Genomic DNA, 18,223 nt, shown 5'->3' with positions numbered 1-18,223 from the left:
CGCCGAGGGACGCGGTCCGGGTAAATCGGGGCCGAGCGGTCAGCTCACCGCCTTGTGGCGGGCCTGCCGGATCGCCGGGGCGCTGGAGTGGGGCAGCAGTTCGCTCGGGTCGTCCGGCACCAGGACCCGGACGTCCACCTCGTCGCAGAAGCGATACGGGCGGTGTTCCAGGAAGCCCTCCAGATACCGCCGCACCCGGGACATCTCCGCCCGCACCGTGACCGTGCGCCCCGCGTCGCCGAACAGGTCCTCGGCCAGCCCCGCGGCACTGCGCCCGGCCGGACGGCGGGCCAGCAGATACAGCAACTCCGCGTGCCGCGGGCTCAGTTCGCGGCACCACTCGCCCGCCCCTGCGGACACCGTCACCGTCCAGCGGCGCGGCTGCGTCACATCGAGCACGATCCGGGTCTGCGTGCGAGGCTGCGGCCGGTCCGCCGCGGCCCGCACCAGCCAGCCCCCGGCCAGCGGCTCCAGTGAGCACAGCCCCAGCCCCGGCAGCCACCGCTGCCCCGCCGACAGCGTCTTGGGCAGCGCGGTCCGGCTCGTGTACGGCATCCCGGTGACGGCCGCGGTCCAGCCGTCCCGGTCCATCACCAGCGCCCGCCCGCCGATCCGGGCCAGCACCGGCGCCGCCACCGCCCGCAGCCGCTCCAGCGAGGTCAGATGCGCCTCCCGCAGCCGCGCCTCGGCGAGCTTGGCCACCGCGTCCACCCAGGCGAGCGTGGCCGGATGCATCGTCTCCAGCGGCCCGCTGACGTCCACCACGCCGATCAGCCGGCCGTCGCGCGGGTCCGTGATGGGCGCACCCGCGCACGTCCAGGACGCGTGGCTGCGGACGAAGTGCTCGGAGGCGAACACCTGGACGGGGTGCCCCACCACCGCGGGCGTGCCCACGCCGTTGGTGCCGACCACGTCCTCCCGCCAGTCCGCGCCGAGTTCGAAGCCCAGGCCGTCCGCCTTGCGCAGCACGGACGTACTGCCCTCCCGCCACAGCACCCGGCCGTCCGCGTCGGCCACGACCATGATGTGCCGGGCGGTGTCCGCGACCGACAGCAGGCCCTCGCGCAGCACCGGCAGCACATGGCGCAGCGGGGACTCCTCCCGCCGTCTGTGCACCTCCTCCGGCGACAGCAGCCCGGACCGGAAGTCGTGGTCGGGATCGACCCCGCTGCGCAGCATGCGCCCCCACGAGTCCTCGATGACCGGCCGGGGCGCGAGGGGCGCCCGCTGCCCGGAGAGCGTCGCCTCGCGCACCTCGCTGAGCATCCGTGCCGCGCGCGCCGTGTCCACGGCGGCCAGTTGCGTCACGTTCATCGGCGGGTTCGCCACGGGATCCTCCCGGGAAGAGCTTGCGGTGACCGGACGCCGAGGCTGTCGGCAGGGCATGACCTCGGACATGTCAAGGCCTACGGCCGCCGGTTTCCGGTCGTGTACTGATGGTTCGTCCATACTGCCGCCCACCGGGGACGGAGGGGCACAGTCCGGTCACCGCCCCGCAAAGTTGCAACCCTCTGCAACCCTGGCGAACAGCAGTGGGTTGGTTGAAAATTGAGCAACGCCGCCCGTGCGGCGTCCGTGGCCTTGTCACGGGCCAGGTGTGCGGGGGTGGTGCCGTGTCGGCGCAGCACCACCCCCGCCGCAGGTCAGACCACCGGCCGGGCCCGTTCCACGACGGACGCCAGATCCAGCGTGTGCGGCAGCGTGCCGAAGGCCGCGCCGGCGTCCCCGCCCAGCCGGGCCGCACAGAACGCGTCGGCGACCGCCGGTGGCGCGAACCGCACCAGCAGCGACCCCTGGAGCACCAGCGCCAGCCGCTCCGCCAGCCGGCGCGCCCGCGCCTCGATGCCCTCCAGATCGGCCAGTTCGGTCAGCAGCCCCTTGATCGCCGCGTCCAGCCGGTGGTCGGCCCCGCGCGCCCGCCCGACCTCCTGGAGGTAGGCGTTCAGCGCCTGCGGCTCGCGCTGCAACGCCCGCAGCACGTCCAGCGCCTGGACGTTGCCCGCGCCCTCCCAGATCGAGTTCAGCGGCGACTCGCGCACCAGCCGGGGCAGCCCCGACTCCTCGACGTAGCCGTTGCCGCCCAGGCACTCGGCGGCCTCCACCGCAACCGGCGTACACCGTTTGGTCACCCAGTACTTGGCGGCCGGCACCGCCAGGCGCAGGAACGCGCGCTCCTGCTCGCCGCCGTCGTCGTACGCCGCCGCGAGCCGCAGCGCGAGCGTCGTCGCCGCCTCCGACTCCAGTGCGAGGTCGGCCAGAACGTTGCGCATCAGCGGCTTGTCGACGAGCTTCCCGCCGAACGCCTCGCGGTACGACGTGTGGTGCACGGCCTGCGCGACCGCCTGCCGCATCAGGCCCGCCGACCCCAGCACACAGTCCAGCCGGGTCGCCGCCACCATGTCGATGATGGTGCGCACCCCGCGCCCCTCCTCGCCGACCCGGCGCGCCCAGGTGCCGTCGAACTCGACCTCGGCGGAGGCGTTGGACCGGTTGCCCAGCTTGTCCTTCAGCCGCTGGATCAGGAACGTGTTCCGGGTGCCGTCCGCCAGCACCCGCGGCACCAGGAAGCAGGTCAGCCCCCCTTGTCCCTGTGAGGGGGATGCTTGGGCCAGCACCAGGAACCCGTCCGACATCGGCGCCGAGCAGAACCACTTGTGCCCGGTCAGCTCGTACGTCCCGTCCTCCGCCAGCGGCCGCGCGGCCGTCGTGTTGGCGCGTACGTCGCTGCCGCCCTGCTTCTCCGTCATGGCCATCCCGAACAGGGCGCCCGCCTTCTGCCCGGCCGGCCGCGCCTCACGGTCGTAGACGGTGGACGTCAGCCGCGGCTCCCACTCGGCGGCGAGGGCGGGGTCGGTGCGCAGGGCGGGCACGGCCGCGTGGGTCATCGACAGCGGGCAGCCGTTGCCCGCCTCGACCTGCGTCCACACCAGGAACGCCGCCGCGCGCCGCACATGCCCGCCCGGCCGGGCCCAGGCCGCCGTCAGCCCCGCCGACACGCCCTTGCCGAGCAGCCGGTGCCAGGCCGGATGGAACTCGACCTCGTCGACGCGGTTGCCGTACCGGTCGTGGGTGCGCAGCCGGGGCGGAAACTCGTTGGCCAGGACCCCCCACTCCTGCACCTGCGCCGAGCCCGAGGTGCGGCCGAGCCCGGACAACTCGTCCAGCGCCCCCTCCAGCAGCTCCGGCGCCAGATGCCGTTCGACGGCCGCGACGAGCGCGCGGTCGGCGCCGAAGACGTCGTAGCCGGTGAGCGGCGGGGGCTGGTTGGTCACGGTGTGGGTGCTGCGCGCCATGCCCGGAACCTACCCCGGGGTAGGGGATCGCTCACCACCGGGACACGGTCCCGCACAGGCCCGCCGTCCCACCAGGGTGAGTGCACTGCTTCTCGGCGGATACCTTTGGGTCGTGCAGCCAGCAAGTGAAACCCCTCCGAGGCAGCCCTCCGGGCGTCTCCACCGCGCGCGAGCCCTCTACCGGAACGTCTCCAAGCGCAGGACCGCCTGGCTGCTGCTCAAGGACACCGTCAACTCGTGCATCGAGTACCGCATCCTCGGCCTCGCGGCGGAGGCCGCGTTCTTCACCCTGCTGTCGGTGCCTCCGCTGCTGCTGAGCATGATCGGCCTGCTCGGCTACGTCGACGGCTGGACCGGCACCGACACCATCACCAGCCTGGAGAACAACCTCCTGGAGGCCTCCCGCACGGTCCTGTCCGACAAGGGCGTGAACCAGATCGCGCGGCCGATCCTGGACGACGTCATGAACGGCGGCAGGCCCGACATCATCTCCATCGGCTTCCTGTTCTCCCTGTGGTCGGGCTCGCGCGCGGTGAACGTCTTCATCGACACCATCACCGTCATGTACGGCCTCGACGGCGTCCGCGGCATCGTCAAGACCCGGCTGCTGGCCTTCCTGCTGTTCATCGTGGCCCTGCTGATCGGCTCGGTCGCGCTGCCGCTGATGGTGGCCGGACCGGACGCGGTCCTGCGGATCCTGCCCTGGTCGACGACGGTCGTGCAGGTCCTGTACTGGCCCGTGGTCATGGTCCTGTCGATCGCCTTCCTCACGACCCTGTACCACGTGTCGGTGCCCGTGCGCTCCCCATGGATCGAGGACGTGCCCGGCGCGCTGGTCGCGCTCGGCATGTGGGTGCTCGGCAGTTTCCTGCTGCGGATCTACCTCACCAACACCGTCGAGGGCGCGACGATCTACGGCTCCCTGGCCGCCGCCGTCGCCGTCCTGCTGTGGATCGGTGTGTCCGCCTTCGCCGTGCTGGTCGGCGCCGCCGTCAACGCCGCCATCGACCGCGTCTGGCCCGCCGCCGCGACCGCCGCCGCCCGTGAGGCGAACGAGCGGATGCGGCAGGCCCAGGTCGCCGAGTACGTGGCCCGCGCCGCCGCCCACCTGGACACCGACCCCGACGACCCGGACATGCCCTCGGAGTTCCCCGAGCGCTGGTCCCGCTTCCTGCCCCCGGAGGACGTCACGTCCCGGCTGCGCACCCACGTCAAGCCCGCGGGCAAGACGAACGGGTCCGCCGAGACACCGCCGGAGAAGTGACGGGTCTCAGCCCTTCCACGCTCCCGCGGCCTCCCGCACGAAGCCGGAGAAGTCGCGCGGCGCGCGGCCGAGGACCCGCTCGACCCCGTCCGAGAGGCGGGCGTTGCGGCCGTCCAGCAGTGTGGCGAACAGGCCGACGAGGAAGGCGGCCTCCGCGGGCGGCAGCCCGAACCCGGTGAGGTTCGCCCGGTACTCCTCCGGCGACACCGCCCGGTACGCCAGCTCCCGCCCGGCCGCCCGCCCCGCCTCGGCGACCGCCTCCCCGAAGGTCAGCAGCCGCGGCCCGGACACCTCGATCGTCTTCCCGCCGTACCGCCCGCCGGAGGTCAGCGCGGTCACCACCACGTCCGCGATGTCCCGCACGTCGACGAACGGCTCACCCACCTCGCCCGCCGGGAACACCAGCCCCCCGCTCTCCCGCAGCTCCGCCGCCAGCGGGCCCTCGCTGAAGTTCTGCATGAACCACGCCGCCCGTACGATCGTCCAGTCCGCGCCCGACTCCCGCAGCGCCGCCTCCGTCGGCAGCGCCTGCTCCTCACCGCGCGCCGACAGCAGCACAAGCCGCCGTACGCCGAGCGCGACCGCCTCCCGGGCCAGCGCGCCGACCTCCTCGGTGGCCTGCGGCGAGCCCACGTCGGTGGGGTGCGCGAGGTAGGCGGCGTCGGCGCCGCGCAGGGTGCCCTGCCAGGTCGCCGGGTCGCTCCAGTCGAAACCGTGCGCCCGTGAGGCCGGCCGTACCGTCAGCCCCGCGGCCCGCGCCGCCTCGGCCACCCGGCTGCCGGTACGCCCGGAGGCTCCTGTCACCACGACGGTCATGTCCTTGTTCTCTGTCATGCCCTTAAGTCAACTGCCGTGCCGGACCTGGGCCCATCGCCGAGCCGCTCATCCCCATAAGCGGGCGTCTAGGCTGCCCCCATGGACCCTCTCGCCGGCCTGCTGGACGGGCCCCGCGCCCGTGGCGCCTTCATGATCCGGGCCTGTTTCGACCCGCCGTGGTGCGTGCGCGTGGAGGACCGGGCGCCGCTCACCGTGATGCTGATGGTGCGCGGGGAGGCCTGGATCGTGCCCGACGCGGGGGAGCGGGTGCGGCTGCGCGCCGGGGACCTCGCCATCGCCCGCGGCCCCGACCCCTACACCTGCGCCGACGACCCCGGCACCGCCCCGCAGGCCGTGGTCCTGCCCGGCGGCGAGTGCAGCTACCCCGACGGACGGCCCCTCAACGGCTCCATGGACCTCGGCGTCCGCACCTGGGGCTCCGCCGTGGACGGCCAGGCCCTGATGCTGATCGGCACCTATCTGTGGCCCGGCGAGGTCGGCGGCCGGCTCCTCGACGCGCTGCCGCCGCTGCTGAGCCTCACGTCCGACACCTGGGACTGCGCCCTGACGCCGCTGCTCATGACGGAGATCGTCCGCGACGAACCCGGGCAGGAGGTCGTCCTGGACCGGCTCCTGGACCTGCTGGTGATCGCCGCGCTGCGGGCCTGGTTCTCCCGGCCCGGCGGGGAGTCGCCCGCGTGGTACCGGGCGCTGGCGGACCCGGTCGTGGGGCGGGCGCTGCGGCTGATCCAGGACGATCCGGCGTACGCCTGGACGGTCGCCGGGCTCGCGGCCAAGGCCGGGGTGTCCCGGGCCGCCCTCGCCCGGCGGTTCGTGGAACTGGTGGGAGAGCCGCCGATGAGCTACCTCACGGGATGGCGGCTGGCGATGGCCGCGGACGCGCTGCGGGAGGGCGACCGTACGTTGGAGGCCATTGCGAGGGAGGTCGGCTATGGGAGCGCGTTCGCGCTGTCCAGCGCGTTCAAGCGGGTGTACGGGGTGAGTCCGCAGGAGTTCCGGGTGCGGGCCGTGGGGGGCTGATCGCCCTCCCCCGGGGCATCTAGGCTGGTGTACGTGTACGAGGAAAGGCCGTCCCTCCTCGCGGGTGCCGTCGTCTGGCGCAACACTCCCTCCGCGCCCGGCGACGGCCGTGTCCTTCCCGACGGCTGCATGGATCTGCTCTGGCACGACGGCCGGCTGCTCGTCGCCGGGCCCGACACGCATGCCTACGTCACCGGCGGCGCGGGCGGTGCCTGGGCCGGGGTGCGCTTCCGGCCGGGGGACGGGCCCGTCCTCCTCGGGGTGCCCGCGCACGAACTGCGCGACCGGCGGGTCGACCTCGCCGATCTCTGGCCGGCCCGCGAGGTCGGGAGACTCACCGCGCGCGTGAACGCCGCGGCCGATCCGGCGGACGGCCTCGAAGAGGTGGCGCTGGGCAGGGCGGCCGAGGCGCGGGCGCCCGATCCGCTGCTTCGCCGGCTGGTCGAGGAGCTGGACGCCGGGCGCCCGGTCGGCGGAGTCGCGGACGAAGTCGGCCTCGGGGCACGGCAGTTGCACCGCAGGTCGCTGGCTGCCTTCGGCTACGGGCCCAAGACGCTCGCCCGCATCCTGCGGCTCCAGCGCGCCCTGCGGCTGGTCCGCTCCGGCGTGACCCTCGCCGACACCGCCGCCCGCGCCGGATACGCCGACCAGGCGCATCTCACCCGCGAGGTACGGCAGTTGACGGGGACGACGCCGGGTCGGCTACTGGGCTGAGGGCGTCGGGGCGAACAGGTCGACGCCGTTGCCGTCGGGGTCGTGCACGACGGCGTAGCGCTGGCCCCAGAAGGCGTCCCACGGCTTGAGTTCGCCGTGATGTCCGGCGGCGACCAGGTCCTCGTAGACGGCGTCCACCTCGGCCGGGCTGTCGCACAGCAGGGCGAGGGCGGCGCGGCCGCTGCCGGTGGGTGCCTGCCAGCCGGGGTGGAAGGACCGTACGGTCTCCTCGGTGTCGAGCAGCAGGCGCGTACCGCCCGGCAGCCGCGCCTCCGTGTGCGGCTGCCGCTCGGCGTCCTCGGGGAAGGCGAAGCCGAGGCGGCGGTAGAAGGCGACGGAGGCGGCCATGTCGGTGACGACCAGGCCGATGGCATCGAAACGTGGAGTCATGCGGCCACCGTAGGCAGGCGCCCGCGGGGCAGTCTTGAAGGAATCGGACACGCCGTGCTCAGTCGAAGGTCACCGGGCCGCGGGGCGAGTCCACCGTGAAGGAGAGCCCCACCGGGCCCTGGCTGAGCGGGAGTTCGACGTCCAGGGCGGCCAGCACGGGGCGCAGCGCCTCGGGGTCGGGCGCGGTCGCGGACAGGGCGAGCAGGGGGGTGACGGGCAGGCCGGCCTCCGTGGGGTGAGGGGAGGAGCCCCAGTCGATGAGGAACGGCACCAGGCCGCAGGGGTGGCCGTCGGCGCCGTCGGTGAGGCGCCAGCTCAGCAGGGTGCCGTCGGGGGTCCGGCGGCTCATCGGGCGGACGGGCCCGGGGTCGTGGCCGCGGGCGCGCGCGGCGGCGACGGTGGAGTCCAGGTCGGCGGTGCGCAGCGCCCAGGTCAGGGTGCGCGGCGCGGGCAGCGCGTCGACGCCGAACGGGCGCGGGCCCTGCGGCGGGGGCTGCTCGGGGTCCGGCCCGATGATCTCCAGATAGCCCGAACCGCCCAGCGAGACCAGGTGGTTGCGGGTGCCGAGGCCGACATGGACGCCGCCGGGCGCCGGCCGTACCCCGGTGCGCCGGGCGAAGTCGGCGACGGTCGCGGCCAGATCGGGCGTCGCGAGCACGAGGTGGTCGAGATGTGCGGGAATCGTGTCCATCGCGTCGAGGCTACGCAGTCCCGGCCCGGAAGGGGAACGTATGTACGGCAATGGGCTCGGTCCTCAGGCGGGCGGCGGGGCCGTACTGGTCCGTTCCACCAGGGTCGTGGACAGCTCCGTGCGGGTGCTCTCCGGGCGGTCGCCGTCCATCATGCGCACCAGCAGGCGCAGGGCGGTCGCCGCCATCTCGGCGACCGGCTGGCGGACCGTCGTCAGGGGCGGGGCGATCCAGCGGGACTCGGGCAGATCGTCGAAACCGACCACGCTGACGTCGTGCGGGATGCGCAGTCCGCGCTCGGCCAGCGCGTCGTAGACGCCGAGGGCCATCCGGTCCGAGCAGACGAACAGGGCCGTCGGCGGCTCGGGCAGCTCCAGCAGTTCATGCGTACGGCGGCGGGCGAGGGCCGCGTCGAAGCCCGCGTGGCGGACGTACTCCGGGCGGTGCGCGAGACCCGCCGAGGTCAGCGCCGAGCGGTAGCCGGCCACCCGGGCCGCGCTGCACGGGGTCCCGCGGTGCCCGGCGACGACGGCGATGCGCTCATGCCCGAGGGCGAGCAGGTGCTCGGTGGCGCTGACGCCGCCCTGCCAGTTCGCCGCGCCCACCGAGACGGTGCCCGGCGGTGGTTCGAGGACCGGGTCGATCATGACGTACGGGATGCGGTGCTGCTCCAGCCAGGCGTGCTGGGAGTCGGTGAGCTCGGCGAGGTTGAACAGCACCCCGGCCGAGCCGCGGACGGTCAGCTTGTCCAGCCAGCCGCGCTCCGGGCGGCCCCCGCCGCCCCGGGTGAGCGCGGCCGACACCACCAGGTCCAGGCCCGCGTCGCGCGCCGCCCGCTCGGCCCCCCGCAGCACCGCCCCCGACCAGGAGGTGTCCAGCGCGTGCACCACGAGGTCGACGAGCGCGGGCGCCCGGGAGGCGTCGAAGCGGGGCCTGCGGACATAGCCGAGCCGGTCCAGCGCCTCGGTGACCCGGCGACGGGTCTCGGGCGCCACGTCCTCGCGGCCGTTGACCACCTTGGACGCGGTCGGCACCGACACCCCGGCCTCGCGGGCCACGACCGCCAGCGTCGGTCCGGCTGTCGTGCCCGCGCCTGCCGTACGGACCATCGGAAACCACCTCTCCGGCCCGCCCGAGGGCCGACGAAAGCTGGACAGAAAGCGCTTCCTACCCTAGGTGGGCGGAGAGGAGACGTGAAGGGGGGCCGATCATCGGAGTGCCGCGGGGGCCTCGCTCGAGGCGGAGCACGTAACTGTACGGCGGTGTCGACGGCTACGACCTCGGCCGGTGGCGGGTACGACCAGCTCGGGTTCGGCACCCTGATGTACGCCAAGTAGCCCAAGGAACACCCCCGTTCGCCGCAACCCCGCCGGAATGCATACGGGCGGTGTGATGCTCTGATGTGAACGGAGCGGTCACGGGCCGGGTGAAGGGCTGGTGGGCTGATGTCGGAGGACCGGTCGGAGCCGGTGGTCGTGACGCCTCACGGGGCCGTGCGCGGCCGGTACGAGCAGGGTGTCGCCGTGTTCCGCGGCATTCCCTATGCCGCGCCCCCCTTCGGGCCCCGGCGGTTCCGGCCGCCGGAGCCGCCCGAGCCGTGGGACGGGGTGCGGGACGCGGGTGCGTTCGGGCCGACGCCGCCGAAGCCGCCGTACTCCGATGCCTTCGCGCAGTACCTGTCCGATCCGGTCGTGCCCGGTGACGACTGTCTGAACCTGAACGTGTGGACGCCCGAGCCCGGGGGCGGGGCGCGGCTGCCTGTTCTGGTGTGGTTTCACGGCGGGGCGCTGACCCGGGGGTCCTCCGCCGTGCCCGTGTACGACGGGCGGGCCTTCGCGCGGGACGGGGTGGTCGTCGTCTCCGTGAACTACCGGCTGGGCGTGGAGGGTTACGGGCTGTTCCCCGACGCGCCGCCCAATGCCGGGCTGCGGGACCAGCTCGCCGCGTTGCTGTGGGTGCATGAGGCTGTGGCCGCGTTCGGGGGTGACCCTGGGCGCGTCACCCTCGCCGGGCAGTCGGCCGGGGCCATCAGCGTCGGCGCGCTCATCGCCGCCCCGCAGGCGCAGGGGCTGTTCCGGCGGGCCGTGCTGCAGAGCGGGCCGCCGGAGGCGAGTGAGCGGGACAAGGTGCGGCGGATGGTCCGCCGGATGGCGGCCCGGCTGAAGGTGCCGGCCACGGCGGAGGCCTTTGCGGGTGTGGACCAGGGGCAGCTGCTGCGGACGCAGGCGGAGGTCGGGCGGCTGAGCAGCCCTGTGCTGGGTGGGCCTGCGTTCGGGATCGTGGTGGATGGCGATCTTGTGCCGCGTGATCCGTTGGAGGCGCTGGTCGACGGGTCCGTCGCGGTGGGGTGTGAGCTGCTGTTGGGGTGGACCCGGGAGGAGTACCGGCTGTGGCTCGTGCCCGGTGGGCTGCTGGAGCGGGTGGACCGGCTGGGGGCGGTCGCGCTGGCGGGGGCGCGGGCGCGGTGCCGGTGCGGGCCGGAGGTGACGCGGGGGTATCGGGCGCTGCATCCGTCCGCGGGGGTCGCGGAGATCGTCGGGCAGATGGTGACCGACCATCTGCTGCGAGTGCCGTTGCATCGGCTGGCGGACGCGCGGGTGGGGTCGGCGTACGTGTACGAGTTCGCCTGGCCCTCGCGGCTGCCCGGGCTCGGGTCCTGCCATGCGCTCGAGCTGGGGTTCGTGTTCGACACCGGGGAGGCGCCTGAGTCGGCGAAGCTGGCGGGGGAGGGGGCGCCTCGGGGGGTGGCGGATGCGATGCATGGGGCCTGGGTGCGGTTTGTCTCCGACGGTGAGGCGGGGTGGGAGGCTTGGGGGGTCGGGCATCCGGTGCGGGTCTTCGGTGAGGAGTCGGGGGGTTCGGTGCTGCCTCCGTACACGGCCTTCGGGCCGCGCGATCGTGAGCTGGCGCTTTGGGCGGGGTCGGGGTCGGTCGCTGTGGCTGCTGCCGTCGTGCATCCGGATTGAGGCTTCGTCGTCGGGATGCCTGCGGCGGCCTGCGCGGCTTCGGTGGGGATGGCGGTAGCGCATCCGGTGTGTGGGTGGGACGGGGCCGGGCCGGGGGGTTGTCCGTCCTCGGTCCGGCGATCTGGTCGGCTACGGGGGTGGAACGGGTTTCCGCCGGCCGCTGCGGGCGGACAACCCCCCGTCCCGTCCCCTCCCCGCCGTCCGCGACTGGCCGACTCCGACCGTGCGTATGCCGTCCCGCCGTACGCGTCCGCGGCCGCAACACCCTCCGTCCCGTCGCCTTCCCGCCGTATGCGGCTGGCGCCTCGCCCTCCGGCCCGTCCCCCTCACGCCGTGCGCGGCTGGCGCGTTGCCCTCCGGCCCGTCCCCCCTACGCCGTGCGCGGCTGGCGCGTTGCCCTCCGTCCCGTCCCCCTTACGCCGTGCGCGGCTGGCGCGTTGCCCTCCGGTCGTGGTTGCTTGCGGTTGTACGGGGCTGCCGGTCGTGCCCTTAGGGGCGCGGGGAACTGCGCGACCAGCCCACGGCGGCCCGCGGTCGCGTACGGCGGGAAGGGGAGGGGCGGTTAGCGTGAGGGTATGACCAGTTCTGTCTTGCTTGCCGATGCTCTTGCTGCGGGGACCGTTGTTCTGGACGGGGGGATGTCCAATCAGCTGGAGGCGGCTGGGCATGATCTCAGTGACTCGCTGTGGTCGGCTCGGTTGTTGGCGGATCGGCCGGAGGCGATTGGTGAGGCGCATCTCGCCTACTTCGAGGCGGGAGCCAGCGTGGCGATCACGGCCAGTTATCAGGCGAGTTTCGAGGGGTTCGCGGGGCGGGGGATCGGGCGGGAGCGGGCTGTCGAGCTGTTCGGGGTGAGTGTGCGGGTGGCCCGGGAGGCGGCTCGGCGGGCTGGGGTGGGGCGGCCTTTGTGGGTGGCCGCGTCGGTGGGACCGTATGGGGCGATGCTGGCCGACGGGTCCGAGTACCGGGGCCGGTACGGGGTGAGTGTGGGGGAGCTGGAGCGGTTCCACCGGCCTCGGGTGGAGGCGCTGGTCGCGGCGGAGCCCGATGTGCTGGCTCTGGAGACGGTGCCCGATGTGGAGGAGGCGAAGGCGCTGCTGCGGGCGGTGCGCGGGGCCGGGGTGCCGGCCTGGCTGTCGTACACCGTCGAGGGGGACCGTACGCGGGCCGGGCAGCCGTTGGAGGAGGCCTTCGCGGTGGCTGCCGAGGCTCCGGAGGTCATCGCGGTGGGGGTCAACTGCTGTGCGCCCGAGGACGTGGCGGGGGCGGCCGCTGTCGCGCGGCGGGTCACGGGCAAGCCGGTGGTCGTCTATCCCAACAGCGGGGAGACCTGGGACGCGCGGGCGCGGGCCTGGGACGGGCGGGCCACCTTCGACGGGGAGCAGGTGCTCGACTGGCAGGGGCTGGGGGCGCGGCTGATCGGGGGGTGCTGCCGGGTGGGGCCGGAGGGTGTGAAGGCGATCGCGGACGTCGTGCGAGGCGCGAGCCGTTGACCTCGCGGGGGTGCGCCTCTACGTTGTGCGCGTTCGGAATGGCAGATGGTGTTCGAGATATCGAAAGGCAGTCTGCATGAGCCGCCTTCCGCACCGCCGACTCGTCCTGAAGGGCGCCGCCTTGGGGGCGGGCGCCCTCGCCGCCGCACCGCCGAAAGCAGCCCGCTACGTGAACCCGCTCGTCCCGCACCGCGCCGACCCGCACATCCACCGCCACACGGACGGCTTCTACTACTTCACCGCCACCGTCCCCGAGTACGACCGCATCGTCCTGCGCCGCTCGCGCACGCTGAGGGGGCTGACGAACGCTGCCGAGAGCGTGGTGTGGCGGGCCCATCCGGTCGGGGACATGGGCGCGCACATCTGGGCGCCCGAGCTGCACCGTATCGACGGCAAGTGGTACCTGTACTTCGCCGCCGCTCCCGCCGAGGACGTGTGGCGGATCCGGATATGGGTGCTGGAGAACTCCCATCCCGATCCGCTGCAAGGGAGTTGGGTCGAGCGGGGGCAGGTCAGGACCGCGTGGGAGACCTTCTCCCTCGACGCCACCACCTTCACGCACCGGGGCACCCGCTATCTGGCGTGGGCCCAGCACGAGCCCGGCATGGACAACAACACCGCTGTGTGGCTCTCGCGGATGGCGAACCCCTGGACTTTGGAGGGGCCGCAAGTCCGGCTGACCACGCCCGAGTTGGACTGGGAGTGTGTCGGCTTCAAGGTGAACGAGGGGCCGTATGTGCTCCAGCGCAACGGCCGGGTCTTCATGACCTACTCCGCCAGCGCCACGGATCATCACTACTGCGTCGGGCTGCTGACTGCTGATGACGACAGTGATCTGATGGATCCTGGGAGTTGGGTCAAGTCGCCTGTTCCTGTGTTCGCCAGTGATGAGCACACCGGGCAGTACGGGCCAGGGCACAACTGTTTCACCGTCGCCGAGGACGGGCGGACCGATGTGCTCGTGTATCACGCCCGTCAGTACAAGGAGATCGTCGGTGATCCGCTGGACGATCCCCACCGGCACACCCGGATTCAGCCGGTGAGGTGGAAGGCCGACGGCAGCCCCGACTTCGGCGTCCCTGTCGCGGACAGCGTGCGGGAGGGGGTGTGAGATGAGGCGTGTCTGGGTTCTTCTGGTCGCCCTCTTCCTCGCGTTCGCCGGTGTCGGGGCCGCGCATGCCGCGCCGCAGGTCGTCGTCAACGGGACGCAGTTCAGGGATGTCTCCGGCTCGCCCGTCCACGCCCATGGTGGCGGGATGCTCAAAGTGGGCTCCTACTACTACTGGTTCGGCGAGCACCGCAACGCCGACAACACCTTCCGTTACGTCGACGCCTACCGGTCGGCCGACCTGAAGAACTGGGAGTTCCGCAACCATGTGCTGAGCGAGGCCAGTGATCCCGAGCTGGCCGACGCCAACATCGAGCGGCCCAAGGTCATGTACAACGCGGCCACGGGCAAGTTCGTGATGTGGATGCACAAGGAGAACGGGACGGACTACGGCGAGGCGCGGGCCGCTGTCGCCGTGTCCGACACCGTCGACGGGAACTACGCCTGGCGGGGCAGTTTCCGGCCGCTGGGGCAGCACATGTCCCGGGACATCACCGTGTTCGTCGACGGTGACGGTGCGGGGTACATGGTCTCCGCCGCCCGGGAGAACTACGACCTGCACATCTACCGGCTGAGCGCCGACTACACCGCCGTCGAGAGCCTTGTCGCCAACCCCTGGCCGGGCGGTCACCGTGAGGCGCCCGCGCTGTTCAAGCGGGGCGGCGTCTACTTCATGCTGACCTCCGGTGCGACCGGGTGGAGCCCCAACCAGCAGCAGTACGCCACCGCCCGGAGCATCGGCGGGCCGTGGTCCGCGATGAGCAACGTCGGGGACTCCACCGCCTTCGGGTCGCAGACGGCGTATGTGCTGCCGGTGCAGGGGACGTCGGGGACGGCGTATCTGTACCTGGGGGACCGGTGGGGCAACTCCTTCGGCGGGACCGTGAACGACTCGCGGTATGTGTGGCTGCCGCTGACCTTCCCGACCGCCACCTCGATGTCGATGACCTGGTCGCCGGAGATCACCGTCGACACCGCCGCCGGTACGGTGACCGGCACCTCGGCCACGTACGAGACGCTGGTGGCCCGGCACTCCGGCAAGTGCGCCGATGTGCCGAACCAGTCGCTGTGGCAGGGCGTCGCGCTCACGCAGTACACCTGCAACGGCGGCGGCAACCAGAGGTTCTGGTTCAAGCCGGTCGGTGGTTACCAGCAGCTGGTCGTGCGCAGCAGTGGTCTGTGCCTGACCGACAGCGCCGGCGGTGTCACCCAGGAGGACTGCTCCTCGGCGGCTTCCCAGCAGTGGAGCGTGACCTCCTCCGGCGGCTACACGCGCCTTGTCGCGCGCGCCTCCGGTGAGTGCCTGGACGTCAGTGGCGCGTCCACCGCCGACTCCGCCGCCCTCATCACGTACGCCTGCAACGGGCAGAGCAACCAGCAGTGGACGCGGGGCACTTGATCAGGCCAGCAGGTCGATCGCGTCGATCGAGGTGCCCGCGCTGAGGTAGGAGGTCGTCCCCGAGCCGCTCACCACATTGATCTTCAGCGTGTTGTAGGCGTTCGGGTCCGTCAGCCAGGCGGACGCCGGGACGCTGTAGGTGAAGGTGTGGTTGTTGCCCCGGTAGGAGCCGTTGGTCAGGGACCGTGTGCTCGGCTGGGTCGGCGGTGAGGGGATGGCCGACGTCCAGATGTCGTTGACGACGACCTGCGGGCGGCCGTTGGCGTAGGCCGTCGTCACGCCGATGCGCAGGGTGTGCGCGGCGGCGGCCTGGGCGGCCGTGAGGCGGAAGTAGATCGTGATGCCGCTGTTGACGTCCTTCCACAGGTAGCAGGGGAAGCCGGAGGTCTCGGTGCCGCTGCCGATCACCACGTTGCCCGTCCAGGGGGCCGCCCGGACGTCGGAGGGGTGTGCGTACGTCATCAGGTCGGCGTTCTTGAAGCCGGCAGGCGTGCCGGTCCAGTCGTTGATACGCCAGATCGCGGTCGCGTGGGACGGGTCGTTGGAGGAGGGGATCGCGATCGTGTTGAGGGTGGTCGTCGCGCCCGCGGTGACCGTCACCGTCGTGGTGTACACGGCGAGTTCGTCCTTGTGCACGGTGAGGGTGTACGTCCCCGGCAGGACACCCGGGATGGAGTAGTAGCCGTCCGAGGCGCGCGCCGAACCCCAGTACTGCGCTGTCGAGTTGGCGAGGCCGACCGTGTACGGGTGGGCCGTGTCGCGGCCGGTGATGCCGACCCCGGCCACCCGGCCCCGGCCGCTCGCGCCGACGTACCCGGCGAGGCCGAGGGAGTCCGCCCACGGGGTGGTGAGGGTGCCCGGGAAGAGGGCGGAGGAGGGGGCGCCGCCGTCGGTGAGGGCGATGACGTACGGGCCCTGGAGGCCGAAGCGCTCGGCCTCGGTCTGGTTCTGGCCGTAGTAGAGGATCTCGTACAGGCCGCCGCCGTCCGCGCTCTGGTGGCGCAGGAGTGAGCGGTAGAAGGGGCCGCCGGAGGCTTTCTCGTGATTGCTGCGTACCATCCACAGTCCGACGCTTCCGGTCGTCCAGCCGATGTAGTCGTAGTCCTTCACGCGCAGGCGTGAGTAGTGTTTCGAGCGGGTCTGGCCGTCGGACTTGGCGAACACGTCCGATGCTTCGATGGTGGTCGGCGCGTAGGTGTAGGAGTCGGGCTCGTCGTTGAGGAACAGGCCCTTCTTCACGCGCAGGATGAAGCGGGTGGCCGTGACCGAGGTGTCGGCCTTGTTGGTCCACAGGTAGATGTTGTTCTCGCCGCTGCGGGCCGCGTAGTAGTGCCTGAGCGTCCCGTAGGTGACCGAGATCAGGATCGTCGAGCCGGACTGGGTGAGCGTCACGGTGGAGGTGCCGAGGCCGGACTCGATGTGCGAGTTCTTGCCGCCGTAGCCCTGGTACTCGACGCCTCGGTAGACCAGCGAGGTGAGGTCGCCGTTGGTCTTGCTGACCTTGAAGACGAGGTTCGCGCCGGTGTCGACGACGTAGTTCGAGCCGTCGTCGCTCCAGCCGAAGGCCGCGGCGCGCGCGGTGCCGGACAGCGGCCCGGCCAGGGCGGCGGTGCCCGCGGCGGCCGCGGTGCCGAGGACGAAGGCGCGGCGTCCGACCGGTCGGTGCGCGGTCTCGGACATGGGAGTGCCTCCTTCGGGAGGTGTGGGGTGTGCGGGTGCTAGGCAGGGTGACAGTTGAATCGTTTTTTCGTAAGGGCTTTCACCGAGTGAACGTTGAGTTACTTACAAGATTCGCCGAGGGGCTAGAAAGCGCTTGTCGAGACGGGTACGGTCCCAGCGCCGGACACATCGCACCGACCGAGGAGCCGTTGATGAGACGTTTCACCACCGCCGCGCTGGTGGCCGCGACGCTGGGGGCCGCCACCCTGACGGCCGGACCCGCCGCCCACGCCCGCGAGGACGCCCCGGGACCGGACAACTGCGCCGCCGGCGCCTGCCACTTCGACCTGCCGCCCGGCACGTACGACGTGAAGGTCCTCCTCGGCGGCGACGCCGACTCCAGCACCGCCGTGTCCGGCGAGACCCGGCGCGCCCTGCTCCCCGAGACGGCCGTCCCGGCCGGTGAGCGCGTCGCCCGCAGCTTCACCGTGGACGTCCGCACCCCCGAGGGCGAGCCCACCGGCACCGCCGGAACTCCCGGACTGGACCTGGTCGTCGGCGGCTCCGCGCCCGCCCTCGCCGACATCCGCGTCACGCCCGCCCGGCACGCCCGGCAGATCCTGCTGATCGGCGACTCCACCGTCTGCGACCAGCCCGGCGACCCCTACACCGGCTGGGGCCAGCGGCTCCCGCAGTACCTGCGCAAGGGCCTGTCCGTCGCCAACCACGCCGACAGCGGCGAGAGCACCGTCACCTTCCTGTCCAACCCCCTGCTGTGGGAGACGGTCGAGGCCCGCATCCAGCCGCGCGACCTGGTGCTGATCCAGCTCGCCCACAACGACAAGACCACCGACGAGGCCACCTACCGGGCCAACCTGGAGGCCCTCGTGGCGGGTGTACGCGCCAAGGGCGGCGAGCCGGTCCTCGTCACTCCGATCGTGCGCCGCTGGTTCAACGCCGACGGCACCCTGAACAACAACACCGCCCTCCTCGTCAACGGCCTCGGCGTCGACCACCCGGGCGTCATCCGCTCCGTCGCCGCCGCCCACGACGTGCCTCTGATCGACCTCACCGCCCACTCCAAGGCGCTCGTCGAACAACTGGGCCCGGAGGCCTCCAAGGGGCTGTACCTGTACAACGAGAAGCGCGACAACACCCACACCTCCGTACGGGGCGCCACCGCCTACGCGGGCTTTGTGCGGGACGAACTCGTCGCCCGGCATCTGGTGCCCGAGGGCCTGGTGCGGGTGGGATGAACCCCTGGGGCGCCCCGACCGGAACCGGGGCGCCCCAGGTCCACCGGCAGGGGGCCGCGGGATGATCGCGGAAGGGCTTGTGAAAGCGCTTGCTCCGGTGAGGCGGGTGTGGTGACGTGCGGGTGGCCCAAGCCC

The 18,223-nt window shown here is 72.5% G+C and carries 15 protein-coding genes; 8 read left to right on the top strand and 7 right to left on the bottom strand.

Features of this window, described 5'->3' with window-relative positions; all coding sequences use genetic code 11:
• Window positions 1-39: 39 nt before the first annotated feature.
• Window positions 40-1,314 carry a GAF domain-containing protein gene (locus tag ACIQ6Y_RS04725; RefSeq protein WP_404033701.1) on the bottom strand — a complete coding sequence of 425 codons (1,275 nt, stop codon included), beginning with the start codon at window positions 1,312-1,314 and terminating at the stop codon, window positions 40-42.
• Window positions 1,315-1,643: 329 nt separating this feature from the next.
• Complete coding sequence (locus ACIQ6Y_RS04720; protein ID WP_404032886.1) at window positions 1,644-3,293, bottom strand: acyl-CoA dehydrogenase family protein; 1,650 nt, start codon at window positions 3,291-3,293, stop codon at window positions 1,644-1,646.
• A gap of 112 nt (window positions 3,294-3,405) precedes the next feature.
• Between ACIQ6Y_RS04720 and ACIQ6Y_RS04715 the strand changes: the two genes are divergently transcribed.
• Window positions 3,406-4,557 carry a YihY/virulence factor BrkB family protein gene (locus tag ACIQ6Y_RS04715; RefSeq protein WP_404032884.1) on the top strand — a complete coding sequence of 384 codons (1,152 nt, stop codon included), beginning with the start codon at window positions 3,406-3,408 and terminating at the stop codon, window positions 4,555-4,557.
• Between the two features lie 6 nt (window positions 4,558-4,563).
• Here the strand turns inward: ACIQ6Y_RS04715 and ACIQ6Y_RS04710 are convergent, their stop codons facing one another.
• Window positions 4,564-5,391, bottom strand: a complete 828-nt coding sequence (locus tag ACIQ6Y_RS04710; RefSeq protein ID WP_404032882.1) for an NAD(P)H-binding protein — start codon at window positions 5,389-5,391, stop codon at window positions 4,564-4,566.
• Window positions 5,392-5,472: 81 nt separating this feature from the next.
• Between ACIQ6Y_RS04710 and ACIQ6Y_RS04705 the strand changes: the two genes are divergently transcribed.
• Complete coding sequence (locus ACIQ6Y_RS04705) at window positions 5,473-6,414, top strand: AraC family transcriptional regulator (protein ID WP_404032879.1); 942 nt, start codon at window positions 5,473-5,475, stop codon at window positions 6,412-6,414.
• Between the two features lie 33 nt (window positions 6,415-6,447).
• Window positions 6,448-7,128, top strand: a complete 681-nt coding sequence (locus ACIQ6Y_RS04700; RefSeq protein ID WP_404032877.1) for a helix-turn-helix domain-containing protein — start codon at window positions 6,448-6,450, stop codon at window positions 7,126-7,128.
• On the opposite strand, the gene ACIQ6Y_RS04695 is transcribed toward ACIQ6Y_RS04700, so the two are convergent.
• The 3 genes from ACIQ6Y_RS04695 to ACIQ6Y_RS04685 form a co-directional block, all read right to left on the bottom strand.
• Window positions 7,117-7,518, bottom strand: coding sequence for a VOC family protein (locus ACIQ6Y_RS04695; protein ID WP_404032874.1), 402 nt, complete (start codon window positions 7,516-7,518; stop codon window positions 7,117-7,119). The two genes, ACIQ6Y_RS04700 and ACIQ6Y_RS04695, sit on opposite strands and share 12 nt — an antisense overlap.
• Before the next feature lie 58 nt (window positions 7,519-7,576).
• Window positions 7,577-8,209, bottom strand: a complete 633-nt coding sequence (locus ACIQ6Y_RS04690; RefSeq protein WP_404032871.1) for a VOC family protein — start codon at window positions 8,207-8,209, stop codon at window positions 7,577-7,579.
• A 63-nt stretch (window positions 8,210-8,272) separates the two neighbouring features.
• Window positions 8,273-9,316 (bottom strand): LacI family DNA-binding transcriptional regulator, encoded by a 1,044-nt coding sequence (locus ACIQ6Y_RS04685; protein ID WP_404032868.1) that lies wholly within the window; start codon window positions 9,314-9,316, stop codon window positions 8,273-8,275.
• Between the two features lie 336 nt (window positions 9,317-9,652).
• Between ACIQ6Y_RS04685 and ACIQ6Y_RS04680 the strand changes: the two genes are divergently transcribed.
• The 4 genes from ACIQ6Y_RS04680 to ACIQ6Y_RS04665 all read left to right on the top strand — a co-directional run bounded on the left by ACIQ6Y_RS04680 (window position 9,653) and on the right by ACIQ6Y_RS04665 (window position 15,173).
• Entirely contained in the window at window positions 9,653-11,173 is a 1,521-nt protein-coding gene (locus tag ACIQ6Y_RS04680) for a carboxylesterase/lipase family protein (protein ID WP_404032865.1), read from the top strand.
• Between the two features lie 575 nt (window positions 11,174-11,748).
• Complete coding sequence (mmuM, locus tag ACIQ6Y_RS04675) at window positions 11,749-12,666, top strand: homocysteine S-methyltransferase (protein WP_404032863.1); 918 nt, start codon at window positions 11,749-11,751, stop codon at window positions 12,664-12,666.
• Window positions 12,667-12,742: 76 nt separating this feature from the next.
• Window positions 12,743-13,777, top strand: coding sequence for a family 43 glycosylhydrolase (locus tag ACIQ6Y_RS04670; RefSeq protein WP_404032861.1), 1,035 nt, complete (start codon window positions 12,743-12,745; stop codon window positions 13,775-13,777).
• Window position 13,778: 1 nt separating this feature from the next.
• Window positions 13,779-15,173 (top strand): RICIN domain-containing protein, encoded by a 1,395-nt coding sequence (locus tag ACIQ6Y_RS04665; protein ID WP_404032859.1) that lies wholly within the window; start codon window positions 13,779-13,781, stop codon window positions 15,171-15,173.
• Here ACIQ6Y_RS04665 and ACIQ6Y_RS04660 read toward each other — a convergent pair whose 3' ends face one another.
• Window positions 15,174-16,853 (bottom strand): rhamnogalacturonan lyase B N-terminal domain-containing protein, encoded by a 1,680-nt coding sequence (locus ACIQ6Y_RS04660; protein ID WP_404032857.1) that lies wholly within the window; start codon window positions 16,851-16,853, stop codon window positions 15,174-15,176.
• A 191-nt stretch (window positions 16,854-17,044) separates the two neighbouring features.
• On the opposite strand from ACIQ6Y_RS04660, the gene ACIQ6Y_RS04655 reads away from it, so the two are divergent.
• Window positions 17,045-18,088: a rhamnogalacturonan acetylesterase gene (locus tag ACIQ6Y_RS04655; RefSeq protein WP_404032855.1), complete on the top strand. Its 1,044-nt coding sequence runs from the start codon at window positions 17,045-17,047 to the stop codon at window positions 18,086-18,088.
• The last annotated feature ends 135 nt before the right edge of the window (window positions 18,089-18,223 follow it).

Source organism: Streptomyces sp. NPDC096205 (assembly GCF_044763135.1).
GTDB lineage: Bacteria > Actinomycetota > Actinomycetes > Streptomycetales > Streptomycetaceae > Streptomyces.
This window is presented reverse-complemented; position numbering and strand designations above follow the sequence as displayed.

Coding starts and splice junctions, on each gene's coding strand:
- ACIQ6Y_RS04670 (WP_404032861.1), top strand. CDS start 12,743: ATGAGCCGCCTTCCGCACCGCCGACTCGTCCTGAAGGGCGCCGCCTTG.
- ACIQ6Y_RS04680 (WP_404032865.1), top strand. CDS start 9,653: ATGTCGGAGGACCGGTCGGAGCCGGTGGTCGTGACGCCTCACGGGGCC.
- ACIQ6Y_RS04690 (WP_404032871.1), bottom strand. CDS start 8,209: ATGGACACGATTCCCGCACATCTCGACCACCTCGTGCTCGCGACGCCC.
- ACIQ6Y_RS04660 (WP_404032857.1), bottom strand. CDS start 16,853: ATGTCCGAGACCGCGCACCGACCGGTCGGACGCCGCGCCTTCGTCCTC.
- ACIQ6Y_RS04710 (WP_404032882.1), bottom strand. CDS start 5,391: ATGACAGAGAACAAGGACATGACCGTCGTGGTGACAGGAGCCTCCGGG.
- ACIQ6Y_RS04665 (WP_404032859.1), top strand. CDS start 13,779: ATGAGGCGTGTCTGGGTTCTTCTGGTCGCCCTCTTCCTCGCGTTCGCC.
- ACIQ6Y_RS04720 (WP_404032886.1), bottom strand. CDS start 3,293: ATGGCGCGCAGCACCCACACCGTGACCAACCAGCCCCCGCCGCTCACC.
- ACIQ6Y_RS04655 (WP_404032855.1), top strand. CDS start 17,045: ATGAGACGTTTCACCACCGCCGCGCTGGTGGCCGCGACGCTGGGGGCC.
- ACIQ6Y_RS04685 (WP_404032868.1), bottom strand. CDS start 9,316: ATGGTCCGTACGGCAGGCGCGGGCACGACAGCCGGACCGACGCTGGCG.
- ACIQ6Y_RS04705 (WP_404032879.1), top strand. CDS start 5,473: ATGGACCCTCTCGCCGGCCTGCTGGACGGGCCCCGCGCCCGTGGCGCC.
- ACIQ6Y_RS04695 (WP_404032874.1), bottom strand. CDS start 7,518: ATGACTCCACGTTTCGATGCCATCGGCCTGGTCGTCACCGACATGGCC.
- mmuM (WP_404032863.1), top strand. CDS start 11,749: ATGACCAGTTCTGTCTTGCTTGCCGATGCTCTTGCTGCGGGGACCGTT.
- ACIQ6Y_RS04725 (WP_404033701.1), bottom strand. CDS start 1,314: ATGAACGTGACGCAACTGGCCGCCGTGGACACGGCGCGCGCGGCACGG.